The 19,431-nt window shown below is 44.7% G+C and carries 16 protein-coding genes and 1 pseudogene; 9 read left to right on the plus strand and 8 right to left on the minus strand.

Annotated features, from left to right (window positions below; translation table 11 throughout):
* The first annotated feature begins 63 nt into the window (after positions 1-63).
* Entirely contained in the window at positions 64-378 is a 315-nt protein-coding gene (trxA, locus tag BU202_RS06270) for a thioredoxin (RefSeq protein ID WP_075104942.1), read from the plus strand.
* Between the two features lie 56 nt (positions 379-434).
* On the opposite strand, the gene BU202_RS06275 is transcribed toward trxA, so the two are convergent.
* Together BU202_RS06275 and BU202_RS06280 are read right to left on the minus strand one after the other, a co-directional pair.
* Positions 435-734 carry a YbaB/EbfC family nucleoid-associated protein gene (locus BU202_RS06275; protein WP_075104943.1) on the minus strand — a complete coding sequence of 100 codons (300 nt, stop codon included), beginning with the start codon at positions 732-734 and terminating at the stop codon, positions 435-437.
* Between the two features lie 73 nt (positions 735-807).
* Positions 808-954 (minus strand): annotated as a pseudogene (locus tag BU202_RS06280) (MurR/RpiR family transcriptional regulator); the annotation flags it as partial.
* A 61-nt stretch (positions 955-1,015) separates the two neighbouring features.
* On the opposite strand from BU202_RS06280, the gene BU202_RS06285 reads away from it, so the two are divergent.
* Both BU202_RS06285 and BU202_RS06290 read left to right on the plus strand, forming a co-directional pair.
* Positions 1,016-2,617, plus strand: coding sequence for a serine hydrolase (locus BU202_RS06285; protein WP_075104944.1), 1,602 nt, complete (start codon positions 1,016-1,018; stop codon positions 2,615-2,617).
* Positions 2,618-2,996: 379 nt separating this feature from the next.
* A complete protein-coding gene (locus BU202_RS06290) occupies positions 2,997-4,160 on the plus strand; it encodes an SIS domain-containing protein (protein ID WP_075104945.1) in 1,164 nt (387 codons plus the stop codon).
* Between the two features lie 172 nt (positions 4,161-4,332).
* On the opposite strand, the gene BU202_RS06295 is transcribed toward BU202_RS06290, so the two are convergent.
* A complete protein-coding gene (locus BU202_RS06295; protein WP_075104946.1) occupies positions 4,333-6,603 on the minus strand; it encodes a Xaa-Pro dipeptidyl-peptidase in 2,271 nt (756 codons plus the stop codon).
* A 91-nt stretch (positions 6,604-6,694) separates the two neighbouring features.
* On the opposite strand from BU202_RS06295, the gene gla reads away from it, so the two are divergent.
* The 3 genes from gla to BU202_RS06310 all read left to right on the plus strand — a co-directional run bounded on the left by gla (position 6,695) and on the right by BU202_RS06310 (position 9,341).
* Positions 6,695-7,546, plus strand: a complete 852-nt coding sequence (gla, locus tag BU202_RS06300) for an aquaglyceroporin Gla (protein ID WP_075104947.1) — start codon at positions 6,695-6,697, stop codon at positions 7,544-7,546.
* A 134-nt stretch (positions 7,547-7,680) separates the two neighbouring features.
* Positions 7,681-8,412, plus strand: coding sequence for a CppA N-terminal domain-containing protein (locus tag BU202_RS06305; protein ID WP_075104948.1), 732 nt, complete (start codon positions 7,681-7,683; stop codon positions 8,410-8,412).
* Positions 8,409-9,341, plus strand: a complete 933-nt coding sequence (locus BU202_RS06310; protein ID WP_075104949.1) for a serine hydrolase domain-containing protein — start codon at positions 8,409-8,411, stop codon at positions 9,339-9,341. The genes BU202_RS06305 and BU202_RS06310 overlap by 4 nt, the downstream gene beginning before the upstream one ends.
* A gap of 168 nt (positions 9,342-9,509) precedes the next feature.
* Here the strand turns inward: BU202_RS06310 and pflB are convergent, their stop codons facing one another.
* Positions 9,510-11,852, minus strand: coding sequence for a formate C-acetyltransferase (pflB, locus tag BU202_RS06315; protein ID WP_075104950.1), 2,343 nt, complete (start codon positions 11,850-11,852; stop codon positions 9,510-9,512).
* 210 nt (positions 11,853-12,062) lie between these two features.
* Between pflB and dinB the strand changes: the two genes are divergently transcribed.
* The 3 genes from dinB to BU202_RS06330 all read left to right on the plus strand — a co-directional run bounded on the left by dinB (position 12,063) and on the right by BU202_RS06330 (position 14,500).
* Positions 12,063-13,127 carry a DNA polymerase IV gene (gene dinB / locus BU202_RS06320; RefSeq protein WP_075104951.1) on the plus strand — a complete coding sequence of 355 codons (1,065 nt, stop codon included), beginning with the start codon at positions 12,063-12,065 and terminating at the stop codon, positions 13,125-13,127.
* Between the two features lie 167 nt (positions 13,128-13,294).
* Positions 13,295-14,215, plus strand: coding sequence for a 1-phosphofructokinase family hexose kinase (locus BU202_RS06325; RefSeq protein WP_075104952.1), 921 nt, complete (start codon positions 13,295-13,297; stop codon positions 14,213-14,215).
* A gap of 15 nt (positions 14,216-14,230) precedes the next feature.
* Positions 14,231-14,500 carry a DUF4177 domain-containing protein gene (locus BU202_RS06330; protein ID WP_075104953.1) on the plus strand — a complete coding sequence of 90 codons (270 nt, stop codon included), beginning with the start codon at positions 14,231-14,233 and terminating at the stop codon, positions 14,498-14,500.
* A 60-nt stretch (positions 14,501-14,560) separates the two neighbouring features.
* On the opposite strand, the gene BU202_RS06335 is transcribed toward BU202_RS06330, so the two are convergent.
* From BU202_RS06335 to recD2, 4 genes are all read right to left on the minus strand, one after another.
* Positions 14,561-15,631, minus strand: coding sequence for a DUF4097 family beta strand repeat-containing protein (locus BU202_RS06335; protein WP_075104954.1), 1,071 nt, complete (start codon positions 15,629-15,631; stop codon positions 14,561-14,563).
* Entirely contained in the window at positions 15,628-16,215 is a 588-nt protein-coding gene (locus BU202_RS06340) for a DUF1700 domain-containing protein (RefSeq protein ID WP_075104955.1), read from the minus strand. The genes BU202_RS06335 and BU202_RS06340 overlap by 4 nt, the downstream gene beginning before the upstream one ends.
* Positions 16,202-16,528, minus strand: coding sequence for a PadR family transcriptional regulator (locus tag BU202_RS06345; RefSeq protein ID WP_075104956.1), 327 nt, complete (start codon positions 16,526-16,528; stop codon positions 16,202-16,204). Before BU202_RS06345 ends, BU202_RS06340 begins: the two co-directional genes overlap by 14 nt.
* A gap of 439 nt (positions 16,529-16,967) precedes the next feature.
* Positions 16,968-19,337, minus strand: a complete 2,370-nt coding sequence (gene recD2, locus BU202_RS06350; RefSeq protein WP_075104957.1) for an SF1B family DNA helicase RecD2 — start codon at positions 19,335-19,337, stop codon at positions 16,968-16,970.
* Positions 19,338-19,431 lie beyond the last annotated feature (94 nt).

A 19,431-nucleotide genomic window follows, 5' to 3' on the forward strand; every position in this document is an offset into this window, starting at 1 on the left:
ATATTTTGAAAAAGCATTTTTTTGGTGTAGAATAGCAGTACAAAGAAAAAAAGGAGAACGAATATGGTTCAAGCAGTTACTGATGCAAACTTTGTCGAAGAAACCAAAGAAGGACTTGTGTTGATTGATTTTTGGGCAACTTGGTGTGGTCCATGCCGCATGCAAGCACCGATTTTGGAGCAATTAGCAGAAGAAGTTCATGAAGATGAGTTGAAAATTTTGAAAATGGATGTCGATGAAAATCCAAACACCGCCCGCGAATTTGGGATTATGTCCATCCCAACCCTTCTCTTCAAGAAAGACGGAGAAGTCGTAAAACAAGTCGCTGGTGTCCACAGCAAAGAGCAACTCAAAGCGATTATCGCTGAATTGGCGTAAATAAACGAAAAAACCAAGGATTTCCTTGGTTTTTTGGTTTGTGACGGAAAGCTAGATTAAAACGGCAATTTTCCAGCGAAAGTCCCTAATTTTTTCTGGGTTGTTTCATCGATTTTTGTCAGAGCTTGATTGACCGCTTGGATGGTCATCTCTTGCAAGGTTTCCAAATCATCTGGGTCTACGACTTCAGGCTTGAAATCGATGGAGATGAGCTTTTTATCGCCCGTAAAGGTCACAGAGACCAAGTCTTGGGCAGATGCCCCTGTAAATTCTGTTGCAGCAAGTTCAGCCTGGCTTTTCTCCATTTGCTTTTGCAATTTCTGCGCCTGCTTCATCATCTGTTGCATATTCATCATAGTATATTATTCTCCTTTTCATCATGACTGATAAGATGATGTCATGTAATACACTCTTCATTATACCACATTTTCAACGGAGGCTAGCGGCATAAGCGTCTAATAAAATGCGTGACAGGATAAAAAGAGGGAGCCTAGAGTGGACTTCAAAGTCTGGAAAATAAGAAAGCTCTGTCTTAAAGCCGAAGAGGGTAAGCGGGGCTAATTTGGCAAGGGAGTTGATATTTACAAATCAATCAATGCCATGTATAATAATGGGGTATACAAAAAAGGAGAATGGTATGAAAAAATTTTCGATTGCAGGCATGCTATTATTGGGCTTTTGGGTGTTGTTTGTGGGAGCGACTCCGACATCTCTTCAAGCCCAAGGAGTGGATAGTTTGCCGTCTTCAAGTGTGGTAGAAGAAAGTAGTGCTCGTTCAGAAATAACTAGTCGCCAAACGGGAACATCAACTCGTCAGTCTGATGAGCTAGAAACAAGTGTGAGTGAGCAGAGTGAAGCCCCAACGGATACTGAGACGAGTACAAGTCTAGAAGAAGTGGTTGAGGTGGAACCAGCGACCTCGGCGACTGATACAATAGATTCAGATCAGTCAGTGTTGGAGTCATCGGACTCTGCAAGTTTAGAAAATCAAGAGAATGTTCTTCCAGCTACAGCTGAAGCAGAAAAAGCGCAACAAGAACCCACTGCAACTGAAGTGGCTATCTATCGCCTCTACAATCGATTGAATGGAGAACACTTATATACACAAGATGTGAATGAAAAAAATGTTCTCTATAGTAGACATGGGTGGGGCTATGAGGGTGTAGCTTGGTATGCACCTAGCAAGGGAACACCAGTCTATCGTCTCTATAACCCAGTTCTTCAAAATCATCTTTATACGGCTGATACGAATGAAGTCAATATTCTGACCAGCCGTCACGGGTGGCGAAAAGATAATAACGGTCAGCCAGTATTTTATTCGGATGGAGATGTTTCCATTTACCGTCTATACAATGCTCGTCTACGTGGTTTGCATCATTGGACCACTGATACCAATGAATATCGCATCTTACCAAAGCATAATTGGAAACAAGAAGGAGTGAAATTTAAAGCTCTGCGTCTGGGGAATCCTATCCAAACGCAGTATGCGCATGATGAGGCTATTGCTGCTAAAATTGGAACTTCCGGAGGCTATGCCTTATCACCGTCTGCCAAGATTCAATTGGTAACAGCAATCAAATCTTTCCAAGCTCAAGGCCATGATATAGGCTTTGTCATGATGGATGTCCATACAAAAAAAGGAGTAGAGTATAACGCTGACAAGCAATTCTACTCAGCAAGCACTGTAAAAGGTCCATTTGTTGCGAGTCTAGCTGCTAAGAACCCACGTGCTCTTAGAAATAGTGTTGGGACCATGCAAAATGTGCTACGTTATTCTAGCAATGACGGCTATGAATATTTGGCCAATGCTTACGGTTTTTCCAGTCTATCTGCTTGGGCATCCGAAGCAGGTGTGCGGACCAGTATTGCTAGAAAACTCTATCCATACTATAGTAGCCGTGAACTCTTCAAGTTATGGCAACGGAATTATGAGTATTTTACCAATGACAAAACAGGTCAGCAGGTTGGTCTATGGTTTGAAAATCCAAATTTATCGCCCATTAAGAGTGTTTTAGGCAGCCGGTACCGTGTCCGTAGTAAAGCAGGATGGATTGGCTATCCAGGTTATCATGCAGCTAGTGATGCAGGCATTGTCTATGCCAAGTCTGGTCCTTACATCATTGCTATTATGACAGATGCTGACGCTAAATTACCAATGCTCAATACCACTGTTTCAGCCTTGAATAATATTATACTTGCTTTGAATGAGACCCATACAGAAATGGCAGAGCTGGAATAGAACGTTATTTTTAAAGGTTGCTTCATTATGAGGGATAGGAAAAGAAATAGCGGAAGAGAAAAGGGAATAGTTTACCCTATTGCCAACCCATGCTATGCTTAATCCTCAAAATTTTTATAATCTCTTAGACCAGTCTTTCAGCTGGCGCGTCTGTTGATGAGAAGAGAGTTTAAGGAACAGTTTGAAGCAGCAAGGACCAGTCAAGAGATTGAACAGCTCTTGAAATCTTCCTTGGACTTGTAAGAAATGAAAAACAGAATATCGTTGGCAGGGATGTCAACGATATTTTTGATATATTAACCTACTTTTTATTGACGAAAGCGTTTTTATGGAGTATAATAAAAGAAAAACTGGTTATAACCACTATAGAGGAGGTCCTATGTTTCATTTACCAAAAGAAGAATTGGAACGACTAGGTGCGATTATCACGGCGCCTGAAATTTATCAGCAACCGGGCTTGTGGAAAGAGGCCTATCAACTCTATCATGACAAGTTAGAGACGATTACAGCATTTTTGAATGACATTAAAGCAAAACATGACTTTGTGCAGGTCATCTTTACAGGTGCTGGAACATCAGACTTTGTGGGTCAAAGCATTGCCAATCATTTGAATCAGGTCAATGACATGAAGCATATCCGCTTTGTGACAGTCGGTACGGTGGAAATTGTCAGTCGTCCACATGATTATCTACAGGCAGATATTCCAACGATTCTCGTATCCTTTGCCCGTAGCGGAAATTCTCCAGAGAGCTTGGCGACCGTTGAGATTGCTAAAAAACTAGTCGATACCCTCTACCAAGTGACCATTACCTGTGCACCGGAAGGGAAATTGGCTCAAGCAGCAGAAGGTGATGCTACCAATCTGCTCTTGCTTCAACCAGCGCTTTCAAATGACAAAGGCTTTGCGATGACAGGCAGTTATACCTGTATGGCCTTGACAGCCTTGTTGGTATTTTCACCTGAAACACCAGAAGTAAAAGCAGGCTGGGTGGAAACTATTGCACGCCTTGGGCAAGATGTTTTAGACCGTGAAGATTATGTGCAAGAATTGGTGAACCTAGACTTTGAACGTGTGATTTACCTAGGAGCTGGTGGTTTCTACGGCCTTGCCCACGAAGCACAGTTGAAGATTCTGGAATTGACAGCAGGAAAAATTGCGACCATGTACGAGTCTCCACTCGGCTTCCGTCATGGACCAAAATCGCTGATCAATGAGAAGACCATTGTCATTCTGTTCACATCAAACGATGCCTACACCAGACAATACGATGTCGACTTGGTCAACGAAGTCTATGGTGATCAGATTGCAGCTCGTATCGTTGCGCTGTCAGCAGATACATTGATCAATACCGAGGCACCGAACTTAGTCCTAGCAGAAGGCGGTTCCAGTTTACCAGATGTCTTCTTGACCTTCCCATACATTTTATTTGGTCAAACCTTTGCCATTATGACAGCATTGAAATGCAAGAATCTCCCAGACACACCATCGCCAACAGGAACAGTCAACCGTGTCGTACAGGGAGTGACCATTCACCCATTATAGGATTCAAAAGAGAAGGTTAGGCTGGATGGGAATGAGAGACGCTTTACCCTATTTATCTTTTTCCTAGTACAGACTAGCTTTCGAAGATTCGCTTCTTTTCTTCTGGATACTGAAAGAAGGGGAACGATATTGAACAAAAAAGCAGGAGAGTTTGAGACTCTCCTGCTTTTGGTTATTCATGAGGTAAGATTAATAGCGAATGGTCCAAATCGACGTCAAGCTGCCAGTCGCCGTTGTCGCGAATGGTGCATTCAAAGTCTGTTGTATAAAGGATGACACGCAGAGTAGCGTTCTTGCCTAACTTGTAAATAGTCGGCTGCAATTCCCACTCAAGCTCCATCCATTCCCCTGCAGGTACTCTTTCAATTGTGAGCAGGTCGTTGCGGTTTTGCAGATTGAGATAGCCCTTAGTGATGACGCGGTGTGGGCTTTCCACAAAGGGGAGCTCCATCAAGTTTTCCGTAGCGTAGAAGCGGCCGTTGTCGAGACTAGCACGGGCTTTCATGGCTGGAATGGGAGCGAGGCGCTTGGCTGGTCCCAAGTCCAATACTTGCGCTGATAAAAGTCCTTTTGCGACGCTTGATTTGACACGCAATTGCAAGCGCGCCCGCCCATTTAGGTGCAGGGCTTCTGAAAGCGGAATATCAATCGTGATTTGCTGGGCCTTGTTTTCAAAGAGGTCTTGGAGGAAACGTGGGTAGGATTTGCCATATGTTGCAAATTGCTCTTCTGGGTACTGATTTTGAATGGTGCGGATGCCGTTTCCGAGAGGGAAGGTCCTTTCTTCTTGTCCACCAAATTGAGCCAATTCTGTCCATGTCTGCGGCATGCTATTGTCCTGCCAGATGATGTCAGGAAGCTGATAGTGGTTTTCCTGCCCGAGTAGCTTTTGCGTGAGCAAGGCATTCATCGCTTCCCTAAAATCAATCGACTGCCAGTTATTCATGTAGACATGAGCGCCATTGTGGAAGAAGAGGTGCTTGGATACATGGTTTGGCAAGGCGTGAAACATATTCCAGACATGAATGGGCTTGACATTCCAGTCTTGTGAGCCATGGGTAAAGACAACTTCACACCGCACCTGCTCTGCCTGAAGGAGATAGTTGCGGTCATGCCAGTATTGATTATAGTCGCCAGACGTGCGTTCAAGCGCCTGTCTTTCAGCATCAATTGCTGCTTGATACTGGGTCTTATTTCGCAGGAAATCGCCTGCTTGCAGGCTTCTAGAATAGGTGAGTGCCGTCAAGCTATCCAAGTCTTCACCCGGGTAGCCTCCAGGGCTTGTCACAAGACCATTTTCCCGATAGTAGTTGTACCAAGACGAGATACCAGCTTCCGCAATCACAACCTCTAACCCCTCTACAGCTGTTGTCGCAAGGGCGTTTGACATGGTGCCGAGATAAGATAGTCCTGTTGTAGCCACTTTACCGCTTGCCCAATCAGCGAGGACAAGCTGCGAGCGGCTGTGATCTGTATAGGCTCTTGCCCGACCATTGAGCCAGTCAATCACGGCCTTAAAGCTGTAGACCTGTTGGTAGTCGCCCGAGGTCATCATGCCTGTAGAGCCGAGAGTTCCGACACCTGATACGTGGATGCTGGCAAAGCCACGGGCTAGGAAATAGTCGTTGAGCGAGTAAGAGCCGATGTGTGCGACCTTTTCTGTTGCGCTGCTGATAGGAAGTGGGCGTTGGTCAGCAGGGATCGTTGCGGTGCTTGGTGGCGCTACCTCGATGGTGTGGGGCTCTTTGATGGCGAGTTCGCCCTCCATTTTATGGAGCGCCTTGTCGCTGGCCTGGTCATTCACTCCCTGATGATAGGGGCTGTTGGTGATGACCGCAGGGATTTTTCCTGCGAAGGCTGGACGTAAAATCGACACCTTAACGATGTCTGTCTGCCCAGATTGGGTCGTATCAACAGGTGTTTCAACATAGACCACTTCACGAATCACGTCGCTCGTTGAGAATGTCGCTAAAGCCTTTCCATTGAAGAAATGGTAGGTCTGATCTTCAGGAATGAAACCGTCGCTGACCAGTTGGTCTATTAGGGTATTCCCAGACTTGGTGCGGGTGACCAGAAGCTGGTAGAGGTTTTCGATGAGAGGACCATAGGTAATTGGAAATCGGCTGTTTGAGACAAAGTCCATGACATCTGTGTAGTCAACCCCAGGCACAAATCCGAGTAGCTGAAAAGCCACTTGATAGAAGATTTGAGGTGATAATTCGTCGTCTGACTGAAAGAAGCTCAACAGGTCAGTCTCCCAGTCGGCGATGAGATTGGACAGGGGAAAGTCCGTATTTTTTGTCAAAAAGAAAACCTTGCGGACAAAGTGTTCTAAATTTTCCTTGTCGCCGAGTTCAGGCTGGAGTGAGAATCCCAAGTCTGCAAGCTCTGCTAGCATGGTTTTTGGGGGTGTTTGGATATAAGAAAATTGATTAAAACGCATACATTCTCCTAAATGTTAAAATAGTCTTTACATTACCTATTATAGCTGATACAATAGTGTTTGTCTAAAAATTATCGGAGGATATGAAAAAATGGATGTAGCAGTACATATTAAGTACATTACAGAATTTCTTGCCACAGCTTTGCTTATTATCTTAGGTAACGGAACAGTGGCGAATGTGGACTTGAAAGGCACAAAAGGAAACAACGCAGGTTGGATTTTGATTGCCATCGGTTATGGCTTGGCAGTGATGATGCCAGCGTTGATGTTCGGAAATGTTTCTGGAAACCACATCAACCCAGCTTTCACACTTGGTTTAGCAGTATCAGGTTACTTTGATTGGGCCTTGGTTCCAGGATATATCGCAGCACAATTGCTTGGAGCGATTGCAGGTCAAGCAGTAGTCGTTGGTGTTTACCGTCCTTACTTCATGAAAACAGAAAATCCAAATCATGTTTTGGGATCATTTTCAACGATTTCAGCACTTGATGACGGGACAGTAGCGAGCCGTAAAGCATCATGGATTAACGGATTCTTGAACGAGTTCTTCGGTTCATTCGTCTTGTTCTTCGGTGCAATGGCGATTACCAAACACTACTTCGGTGCAGAAGTGCTTAGTTTTGCAACAAAACAAGGGGTAGATTTATCTGACCCAGCCATGAAAGTTCAAATGAGTAATTTCTTGAACCCAGGGTTGAACGTGGCTCACTTGGCACTTGGTTTCTTGGTAATGGCTCTTGTAGCGGCTGTCGGTGGTCCAACTGGTCCAGCGCTTAACCCAGCTCGTGACTTGGGTCCACGTATCTTGCACCAATTGTTACCAAAATCTGTTCTTGGTCAAGCCAAAGCTGATTCAAAATGGTGGTACGCATGGGTACCAGTCCTTGCGCCAATCGCAGCAGGTATCAGTGCGGTTGCACTTTACAAACTCATCTACGGATAAAACAAAAAGAGGCCTTGTAGCCTCTTTTGTTGTCTAAAGATAAGAAGATTTTACTTTCAATCTACAGTCAATTATTTGTAAATTTTAGCGTTTTCCATTACAATAGAGAGGTACTGAAGTAAGGGAAATGGAGTATGGTGAAAGTAAAGAAGATGATTCCAGCTATTCGAATAAACAATCGTGGCGCAAATCAGCGCTTTTTAGAAGACAATCTCGGATTTAAGACCTATTTGGAAGATGCTGCTTTTGCAGAATTTGGAGCGAAAGAAAGTCCAGAGATTAAGCTTATTTTGGTAGAGTCACCAAGTATGCGGACACGGGCTGTGAAAGGTCCTAAAAAGTTGCACAAAGTCGTGATACAGGTGGAGCATCCCGCAGAAATCGAGGCTCTGTTAGCGCGTGGTGCGGTCTTTACTAAGCTCTATAAAGGGGCTCGCGGCTACGCTTTTGAAACTATTTCGCCAGAAAATGATTGCTTCTTGCTTCACGCAGAAGATGATGCTTCACAACTTGTGGAAATCTTACCACCAGTAGTCTTTCAGGCCTTGGACGGTTTTGAAAAATTGACGGCATTTTCCGTTGAAACAATTGTTATCAACACGCCACAACCCGAAAAAAGTCGTAGCTTTTATGAGCAAATCTTGCCAGGGCAGCAAATGCTTGCCTTCCGTGAAGCAGTCGGAGAAGATTTGCTTGCTTCTAGCGAGTCCACTTGGGACTTAGACAGCTTGCGCATCCCTGTTTCAGCCGATATGGATTGGGCAACTTTAGAAGAAAAGCTACAGGCTCCTTTCTTTAAGGATAAGAAAGAGCGCTTCTTACAGACAAAGGATATGAGCAATATTGAGCTGTGGTTTGAAAAATGAAAGCTATCTTAGAAAAAATCGAGCAGCAAATAGCAGAAGGATTATACCGAGGGGCGAGTCTAGCCCTCTATCATCAGGGTAAATGGGAAGAATATTACCTCGGTCATAGTGAGGAAAGCGTCGTAACGCAAGCGGGATTGACCTATGATTTGGCATCTGTTTCAAAGGTTGTCGGAGTAGGCACAGTCCTGATTTTTTTACTACAAGAGGGAACCATCGAGCTAGATAAGCCTCTTGTGACTTATTACCCTCGTTTTCATGACAAGAGTGTGACCATTCGTCAACTTGTCACCCATACGACAGGGATTGACCCTTATATTCCCAATCGGGATTCTCTAGATTTTGCAGGATTAAAAGAGGCGATTGAAGCGATTGAGGTGACAGGTGATAAGCAGTTTCGCTATACCGATATCAACCTGATTTTGCTTGGCTTTATGCTGGAAGAGTTGCTCGGTCAGCCCCTAGATGTCATCTTACAGGAGCGTATCTTTATACCGTGGGGGATGGAAGAAACACAGTTTGGGCCTGTTTCTCCTGCTGTTCCGACCGTCAAGGGAGTACAGGCAGGTATGGTCCATGATCCTAAGGCCAAGGTATTGGGAGTACATTGTGGCTCTGCGGGCCTATTTTCAACTGTAGAGGACTTGAAAGTCTTTCTCGACCATTATCTGCAAGAGGAGTTTGCGAGACATCTGGCTCACAATATCAGCACATCAAAACCTCGTTCCCTTGTCTGGAATCTTGAGGACGGTGGTTGGCTGGATCACACAGGCTATACAGGTCCTTTTCTGTTGGTCAATCCCAAGCAGCAGCTAGCAGCCATTTTTCTCACCAATCGTACCTATGATGAGGACAATCGTCCCTTGTGGATTGAGAAACGTAGAGAGTTGTATCAGGTCATCGTGACAGCTCTGGAAAGCCAAACTTAACGTACATAGACAATAATCAATAAGAAAAGTAGTTCTGATTTCTCAGAACTACTTTTTAAAATCTTATACTCTATAAAAATCAGAGTCTAACTAGGCAACGAAACCGTAGATAGAACTAAAGTTCATCAAGGTGAGTTAACAACGTTAGAGTTTGATTTTTGACGAGTCTTAGTTACCTGCAACTTCCGCAGCGTGATCATCCATTGAAAGAACTTCGTGGAAGACACGTTGTGTCAATTCAGTTTTTTGCTCTTTAGTGAGGTATTTAGTGTTGACACAGTAACCTGAGATACGGACGATAACGTCTTCGCCGTTCATGATCTTGTCATAAACATCTTGAAGGTCCATAACGTTCAAGTTGACGTGTTGTCCACCATTTTCAAAGTAACCATCAAGGATTGTTACCAAGTTGTTGACTTGTTCGTCAAATGTCTTACCAAGTGCTTTTGGTGATACTTGAGTTGTCAATGAAATTCCGTCATTTGCATGTTTGAAGTTCAATTTAGACAATGAGTTCAAGTTTTGCAACCAACCACCACGAGATTTAGAAGTTGGGTTTGCACCTGGTGGGAAGAATTCTACTTTAGAAGTGTTGACAGAGCCATCTTCGTTGAGGAATACTCCACGGTGAACAGGAGAGTTCGCTGTTTGTTTAGAGTAAGCAACGTTAGAAGTGATGGTCAAGATAGAAACAGTCGCTTCTGCGTTCTTGTACAATTTATGTTTGTTCAAGCGTGTGAAGAATGCTTCCATGAGCCATTTTGCGATGTCATCTACACGGTCATCATCTTCACCGTAGCGTGGGAAGTCACCTGTTACTTCGTAGTCGTAGATGAAGCCATCTTCGTCACGGATTGGTTTTACTTGTGCGTATTTAATCGCAGAAAGTGAGTCAACTGTGTTTGCAAATCCACAGATACCGAATCCCATGTTTGCACGAAGGAAGGTTGGCAAGAAGGCCATTTGAACTGCTTCGTAGTTGTACTTGTCAGTCATGTAGTGGATGATGTTCATCGCATCTACATAGGTGTCAGTCAACCAGTCAAGTGCTTTTTCAAAGTTTGCGATAACTTGGTCGTATTCGAAGATTTCAGAGTTGTTTGGCTCTACACAGTCAAATACTTTGTAGTCTTTGTGGACATCGTCATAACCGTTGTTCCAGCTTGAAAGAAGGGCTTTAAGAACGTTTACGCGTGCTCCAAAGTATTGGATGTTGTGGCGTTTGTCTTCGCTTTCAGGATCAAGTGGTGACACACAGCAAGAGATACAGCTCATTTCACCATATCCGTCTTTCGCCATTGTTGTAACACCTTCGTATTGGATAGAAGAGTGTTTGTGGCTCATTGCCATACAGTAGCGACGGAATGAGTATGGAAGTTGGTCAGACCAAAGAACTGTCAAGTTTGGCTCTGGAGAGTTACCGATGTTGTCAAGTGTGTTCAAGAAACGGTAGTCCATTTTTGTAACACGGTGACGACCGTCATTTCCCATACCTGCCATAGAAGTTGTAAGGAAAGTTGGGTCTCCTGAGTAGATTTCGTCAAATGCTTTTGTACGAGCAAATTTAACAGTACGGAGTTTCAATACGAAATCATCAACGAATTCTTGGATTTCTGATTCAGTGAATGTTCCACGAGCTAAGTCACGTTCTGCATAGATGTCAAGTACGATTGGCACACGTCCAAGTGATGTTGCAGCACCGTTGATGACACGACATACAGCCATGAAGGCGATGTTTGTCCATTGGATAGCTTCTTTTGTATTCAATGCAGGACGGCGAACATCGACACCATAGTGGTCACCCAAGCGAACAACTTGTTGCAATGCTTGGTATTGCAAGTTGATTTCTTCGCGAAGACGGATTGACTCTTCATCGATTTCGTTGATAGAGTTCCAGTCTGCCACTTTTTCTTCCATCAAGTAGTCAGCTCCGTAAAGGGCAAGACGAGCGTACATACCGATGATACGTCCACGTGAGTAAGCATCTGGAAGACCAGAAACGTGGTGAGAGTGACGAGCACGACGGATATCAGATGTGTAAGCACGGAAGATACCATCGTTTACAGTTGTTGCATGTTTTGTGTAAATTTCATGCAAAAGTGGGTCTGGAGTATAGCCGTTTTCAATCAATGTTGTTTCAGCCATACGGATACCACCACGAGGCATGAAGTTCAATTTGAACAATTCATCGTTTTGGATACCGAAGATGACTTCGTTTTCTTTGTCGATGAAACCAGCTGGGATATCAGCGATTGAAGTCGCACGGTCAATATCCATTGGGAAACGAGTGTCTTCGTATCCTGCTTTTGTTTCTTCGATAATTTTCTTAATATGAAGAGAGCGTTCCGTTGGGCCTGCAAGGAAACTTTCGTCTCCGTCATATGGAGTGTAGTTAGCTTGAACAAAGCGGGTTACGCTAGCTTTTTCTTGCCAGTCATCACCTTTGAAACCTTCCCAAGCTTGGGCGAAAATGTCTTCAGTTACATTTTTTGTTTTAACTTTTGTTGACATGAGGGTTCTCCTTTTATATTTAGGCGCAATGCGTCTTTATGCCTCTTATTATACCACTTGCAACCACTTTATACAAGGGAGAAATACTTGAAAATAAATGAAAAAACTTACACCCCTCTTACATTCTTTCATTGATTTTCATAGACTTGTAGCGATTTTTGGCATAAATGGAAAAGTTAAGCTATACTAGAGGAAAGAGGTGATCAAACGATGCTGATTTTTCCCTTAATCAATGATACATCACGAAAAATCATTCATATCGATATGGATGCCTTTTTTGCTGCCATCGAAATCAGGGATAATCCGAGTTTGAAAGGCAAACCTGTCATCATTGGGCGGGATCCGCGCTTGTCTGGTGGGCGTGGGGTCGTGTCGACCTGCAGCTACGAGGCACGGGCCTTTGGGGTGCATTCGGCCATGAGTAGCAAGGAAGCCTATGAGCGCTGTCCACAGGCGATTTTCATTTCTGGAAATCATGAAAAATACCAGGCAGTTGGTCAGCAGGTGCGGGAGATTTTTCACCGCTATACAGATCTTGTGGAGCCCATGAGTATCGATGAGGCCTATCTCGATGTGACAAACAATAAAAAAGGAATTAAGTCAGCCGTCAAAATTGCAAAGCTCATCCAGCATGACATCTGGAATGAACTCCATCTGACAGCCTCTGCGGGCGTGTCTTATAATAAATTCTTGGCAAAAATTGCTTCAGACATGGAAAAGCCCCATGGGTTGACCGTGATTTTACCAGATGAGGCAATCGATGTCCTATCGCACTTACCAGTAGAGCAATTTCACGGGGTTGGCAAGAAGACCGTCGAAAAACTGCATGATATGGGAGTCTATACGGGAGCGGATTTGCTGGAAGTTCCAGAGATGACCTTGATTGACACCTTCGGGCGCTTTGGCTATGATTTGTACCGCAAGGCGCGAGGGATTTCCAACTCACCTGTCAAGGTCAACCGCATCCGCAAATCAATCGGCAAGGAGCGGACATATCGGAAACTCCTGTATCTGGAAGAAGATGCTAAAAAAGAACTGGCTAGCCTCTCCAAACGGGTGGCTGACAGCCTGCAACGCCACGAGAAAAAAGGGCGTACCATTGTCCTAAAAATCCGCTATGCTGATTTCACCACCTTGACCAAGCGGGTGAGTATGGAAGAAGCGACAGATGAGGCAGAACTCATCCAGCAACGGGTCGAAGAAATCTTGGAGCAGGTGGCAGACTGGTCTAAGGGCATTCGCCTGCTCGGGGTCACGCTAACGAATTTTGAATAGTAGTCAACAGTATCCATTGGAAAGAAGAGAAACTGACTGGTCTGTGAGGGGAATTCTATCAATAGTAGAATTTTTTAAATCAGTATAATAACATATACAAATAAATATATACAAACAATAAAAAAGGTGGTACAATAAAAGAAAACGCCTAAGGAGGCCCTTGTATCATGATTCATTTAGTGTGTCCCAACCCTGCTTTAGACAGAACGCTTTTAGTAGAGCAGATTGAAAAAAATATTCCCCTTCGTCCGAGCGAAGTAAGGGAGTATCCCGGTGGGAAAAGTTTTAATGTCGCTTACGCCCTCAAGGAAAATGGCGAGTCTGACTATGTTATTCATACTATTTTGGGAGGTCGGATTGGCCAGTATATTCAGGACTTAAATGCGGATAAAGGCAACGCCTTGCAGGTTGTGGAAAACTCGCAAAATACCCGCACCTGTAACATTTATGTGGAAACAGAGACAGGCGATGTGACCTTGTTTTACGAGAAGGGGTTGGATTTGACAGCAGACTTGCTGGCGCAATTCACCCGTCAATTAGAAGATAGTTTGTCAGATGGAGACTGGCTGGTCTTTTCTGGTAGCCTGATGAAGGGGATGCCAGATGACTACATCCAGCAATTGATTGACCGTCACCCGGGAGTGCACACCATTGTGGATACGAGTGGCGCAGCCTTGCGTGCAGCCTATCAATCCCGACCAAGTTTGGTCAAGATTAACAATGAGGAGTTGAAGGACATCTATCCAGAATTGGACGAGAATAGTCCAGAGCAGATTTTAGCGATTTTAAAAGAAAAAACACCTCATGAGAATATGATTGTGACCATGGGTGCCAAGGGGAGTCTAGCGAAAATTGGGGAACGCTTCTTCCGAGTAGCCCCTCTGCGGGTGGAGGCGCTCAATCCGATTGCTTCAGGTGACTTTTACTTGGGAGTGCTAGTCAAAGGGTTGAGCCGACAAGAAGCACCTGAACTCTACTTGCGTGAAGCGGCAGCCTTTTCTGCGGCCAACTGCTTGCAGTATTTCCCAGAGGTGGATAAGGGGCAGTACCAAGACCTGCTCGAAAAAGTGACTCTTGAGGAAGTGTAGGAAAAGGAGCAGACGATGGGATTTTTTGATACGATGAAAGAAGAAAGTTCTTTTTCAGTGGCTTCTGGCGTGGAAAATCTACATTACGTAGTCCTTCAGGTGACATTAAAAGAGAAGTTTTGGGGCACAGGTTCTGGCAATCTAACGGAACTAGAACAGGTCATCAACCAGCAAGTTCAAAAAGGTTATCGGCTTCACACCATTACAACGGCTAATGGTGGAAGTAAAGGCTTGGGCGGAGGGGACCGCATTCAAGCCACGATGGTCTTTGAAAAGATTGTGTAAAGTGATGAAAATGAAAACATCAGTAGTGTTCGACTACTGATGTTTTGGTTTTTCTTGCTTTTAATGACTCAACTCCACTGCTCCAAGGTTGATTTGTTCATTGGTTGCACGGATAATGAGTTTATTTGGTGCGTCTTTTGGAGTGTAGCTTGCCTTGGCACCGTCTTTGTTTTCTTCGATTTTGACGTCCTTGTACTCGCTACCTGCCTTGATGCCCATCTGCTCCAGATGTTCTTTGCGGAATTCTTCTTGCGCTTGGGTCGCTTCATCTGTTTCTGGATCGATATATTCTGGATAGTAATAGTGTTCGCGCAGCAGATCCCAATCATAGGTTACTGCCAAATCGAGCTGGGTATCTTTTTTGCTCTTTTCAGATAGGTTGATGTTGATGTATGTGTGGTAGAAACTAGTTGCCTCCATCTTGGTGGTGCCGAGAATCGTTGCATCATGCAGGTGGATGGAGGCGGCCTTTTGAATCGTGACATTTTCGAGGGTGCTTGTTTGGTAGGACTGTGTCCTAACGGGCGCATCAATCGTCATGTTTTTCAAATGAGAGTTCACGAAATAAAGGCTTCCAATATCGGATGAACTGATGGTTCCGCCTTCCATTGTCACATTGTCCCCATTGATATAGCCACCCCAGTCCAAGTGTTTGATGCGGACATTGGTTAATGAGATAGAAGAGGCAAAGCCAAAGCCAGAAAGGGTTTCAAGGGTTTTGCCTTTGGGAACTGAAATTACCAATTCTTGGAGTTCGTGCTTGCGATGAATGGCTAATTCCTGCCCTAGGAATTGCATGATTCCCTGTATGTGAAATGTGGGATTGTTCCCCTCTACGGTGAGGGTCTGCTTCTCTTGGTGTAGGGAGAGATTGTGATAGCGAAAATTATCGAAATTGGCATAGCGGACATGGAATTTGTCGTCTGGTGACTGCTCAACCCGCACCTCTCTTGCTTGGAAATTGAGGTGGATTTCTCGAATATCCTGATAGGTTTCTTCTGTCAAGACAGGAGTAGCCATGGTTTCGATGTCTTCAATGCCACCCATAAAATAGCCGACACCGCAGAGAATCAGGCCAGAAATCAAGGCGACAAAACCAGTTAATAAGGTGATAGTAACTTTCTTTTTCATGCTGTTTTACCTCGCTTAAGAATCCATTGAAAGAGGGTCTTGACTAGGCGACCTGACCAGTAAGCAAAGAGACCTGTTACAACGTAGAGAATAGCAGCTCCACCGATGAGACCAATACCGGTCCCAAATCCCATGAGAAAGGCAGGTAGAGACTGGTTAACTAGACAAAAGGCCTCCCAGATAAAGTAGCCGCCTGTCACGATGAGACCGAGGCCCAAAAGAAAGGCTGAAAGAATCAATCCTGCAACTCCTGAGATGATGAGGAGGAGCACTCCAATCAAGCATAGCAAGAGCGGAATCGCAATCGGAAGTGATAAGAGTGCAAGCAGAGCGAGCCAGATGGTCTTGGTCTTATTTTTTCGCTCGGCTGTCATTTCTTCTTCGATATGGCGGTCGAGGATATTGTTGATAATGTCGCTAGCGGCTTCCTTGGGTGAGCCTAATTCTTCAATCAAGGCAGCTTCGCCTTCTGGACCCGCATCATCAAAGTATTCTTTAAAATAATTGACGGCTTCTTGGTATTCTTTGTGGGGCAGTTTTTTCAGGTGTTTTTCCAACTGCTCCATGTATTCAGTTCTTGTCATGACGAATGCTCCCTTCTATGATGCCATTGATAGTCGATGTGTAGGTATCCCAATCTTCCTTGAGATTGATGAGGTGCTCGTGCCCCAATTGGGTCAAGCCATAATATTTCCGAGTGCGACCTTGGTATTCTCGGGAATAGGTCGCCAAGTAATCATTTTGCTCCATTTTCTTTAAAATGGGGTAGAGGGCCGACTCCTTGATGTTGGCAATCAGCTTAATGGTCTGGCTAATCTCATAACCGTAGGAATCATTGGACTCCAGAATCGCTAGGATGAGAAATTCTGTCAGTACAGCGGGTACAGGAAAATACATCTCAAGACCTCCTTTGCTTATAGTGTTTTTGAATATACGTTTTGATTTTATATATATCAAATTTTATTATATATTAAATATACACCTATAATCTGGAAATGTCAACAAATCTACAAAAAAAAAACTGAAGAAAGGGAGCTTTCTTCAGTCAGAACGTAGATAAACCAAGATTTATTTAAACAAGTTCAAAAGTCCTGCTAACTTACCATTCGATTTTTCGATTTTCGCGAGCGGAGCGAGCCTCATCAGCTCCTTTTCGCTGTGGTAAAAGTAGGGAGTGGGACTCAATCGTGATTTCGTAGAAATCGATTATCCTCGCTCCTTTGTTTCTGGGCTCGGGCTAAAATAATCCACTGGATTATTTTACTCCGCAGGAAGTCGCTACCGTCCGCACCACCTAAGAAAAGGAGCATAAAAGAACTTTTCTTCAGTTTGATGGTTACGTATTCTTGAAAAATGCCTGAATATCTTCTTCAGTAATGCCAATCATGGGGTCAATGCTGAGGAGGTTTTCTTCGGTGAGCATGTAGGATTGGGGTGCCTCTTCTGGGGCTATGTCTGATGTGGTGTCGGTCTCCAGCATCAGCTCGGTCTGCCCTGTATCAAAGCGTTCTTTGAGGTAGGTCTTGCGGACGGTGCCTGCATTTTTTACCGCGTAGTCAAAGGCGCTGTAATCTCCCAAAAGGATGAGCTTGCTCTTTGAGCGAGTAATGGCGGTGTAGAGGAGGTTGCGTTGGAGCATGCGGTAGCTGGTCCGTGTGATGGGCAGAATCACCACCTGAAACTCGCTCCCCTGCGATTTGTGAATGGACATGGCATAGGCCAGGGTGATTTTGTACCATTCGTTGCGGGGGTAGACGATTTCGCTACCGTCAAAATTAATCGTGATTTCGTCTTGTTTGGAATCGGTATACTTGGCAGGTAGAAGGTCTGTAATATAGCCCAAATCCCCATTAAAGACATTGGCTTCGGTATCATTGACCAAGTGAATGACGCGGTCTCCTTGGCGGAAATGGGTATCATTTTGGAGAAATTCCAGTTGGCCTTCTGCGAGCGGATTGAGGAGGGCTTGGGTCGTGATATTGAGCTGGTCAATCCCTGCTTGACCCCGATACATGGGGGCAAGGATTTGGACTTCCTGTGCCTTGATTCCAGACTGAACGGCTGCGCTGACAATTCTGTCGATGAGGGCGGGAATCTGTTCGTTCTGGGCTTCAAAGTAGGAACGGTCAGCCTTTTTCTCTCGGAAATCAGGGGGCAGATGTCCCTGACGGATATGATTAGCCAAGGTCACAATGGTTGAATCATCGGATTGTCGGAAGATTTTTTCCAAGGTAATGCTTGGGATAGCGGGAATTTTCAGCAGGTCAGCGAGGACTTGACCGGGGCTGACAGACGGGAGCTGCTCGGCATCACCGACAATCAAGACCTGTGTATTGGAGGAAATATGCTGAAAGAGCTGATTGGCAAGCCAAGTGTCCACCATGGAAAATTCGTCAATGATGATAAATTCAGCATCTAGATAGTCATCGCGGTAGCTTTCTTCTTGTCCTTCGGTCAAGCCCAGATGCCTGTGGATGGTCGCACTTGGAAGTCCCGTCAATTCATTCATCCGCCTAGCCGCTCGACCTGTTGGCGCAGCTAGTAAAATCGGGCAATCTCCCATCACCTTGGTCAGGTTGATTCCATGGAGCATAGCGTAGATGGAAATGATACCATTGATGACCGTTGTTTTACCAGTTCCGGGTCCTCCAGTTAGGATAAAGAGGGGATTGTTGAGGGCTTGGTGAATGGCCTGCTTTTGAATCGTATCGTAGCGAAAACCAGAGACTTGCTCGACTTCTGCGATGGCTTCATCAATCTTTTCAGCAGGAAAGGTGTGGATTTCTTGCTTGTCTAGCAAGCGTTTGAGTTGCTTGTGAATGCCTTGCTCTGCAAAAAAGAGGGAGTTGTCAAAGATTTTGGTGTCTACTTGCTGGACCTTGCCATCTTGAATCAAGCCTGTCAATTCCTGTGCGACAAGGGCAGGGTCTAGCTCCACTCTGCGGGCTGTTTCCAGCACTTCTATGGTGTGTTCGAGTAGGTCACGGGCTTCGACATAGGTATCGCCTGTTTCCATGGACTGGTGAATCAGACTAAAGAGCATGGCCGCTCGAAAACGCTGCGGCGAGTCGCTTGCAATCCCTAGGTTTTCTGCAATCTTATCGGCGATGGTAAAGCCCAGCCCTTGAACATCTTCTACCAGTTGATAGGGATTTTCTTGGATGATGTCCAGCGTTTTTTCCTTGTACTGGTCTTGGATTTGAAAGGCGAGTTTGTTGGGAATGCCGTATTCTGCCAGCTTTGCCAGAGTGACCTCTGTTCCATAGTTGAAGCGCAGTTTCTCAATAAATGCCTGACGATTTTTAGCAGAAAGTCCTGTGATTTGCGTCAGCTTTTCAGGTTGAGCTAAGATGTGGTCGATGGTATTTTCGCCGTAGAGTTCGACGATTTTCTCAGCAGTTTTGCGCCCGATTCCCTTAAATTGATCGCTAGAAAAATACTTGACCAAGCCAGCAGAGGTTGGTTTGCTGCGTTCATAGCGCGTGATTTGTAGCTGTTGACCGTATTTAGGGTGGGTGACCAAGTGTCCGTAAAATTGATAATCTTCCCCCTCAATGACATCAGCAATCGTTCCTGTCACGATGATTTCATAGTCATCATAGTCACTATCGGTATCCTCAATCTCAAGGAGCAAAATTTTGTAAAAATTGGACGGGTTTTCAAAGATGATGCGGTCAATGGTTCCTGTAAAATAAACTTCACTCATATCAGTTCCTAGTTCTATAAGCTATTGAAAAATCACAAGCCACTCGCTCTCCAGGTGCGAATTGATGCTGGATATGCGCTTGATAAGCCTGTGA

The organism is Streptococcus cuniculi, assembly GCF_001921845.1.
Lineage (GTDB): Bacteria > Bacillota > Bacilli > Lactobacillales > Streptococcaceae > Streptococcus > Streptococcus cuniculi.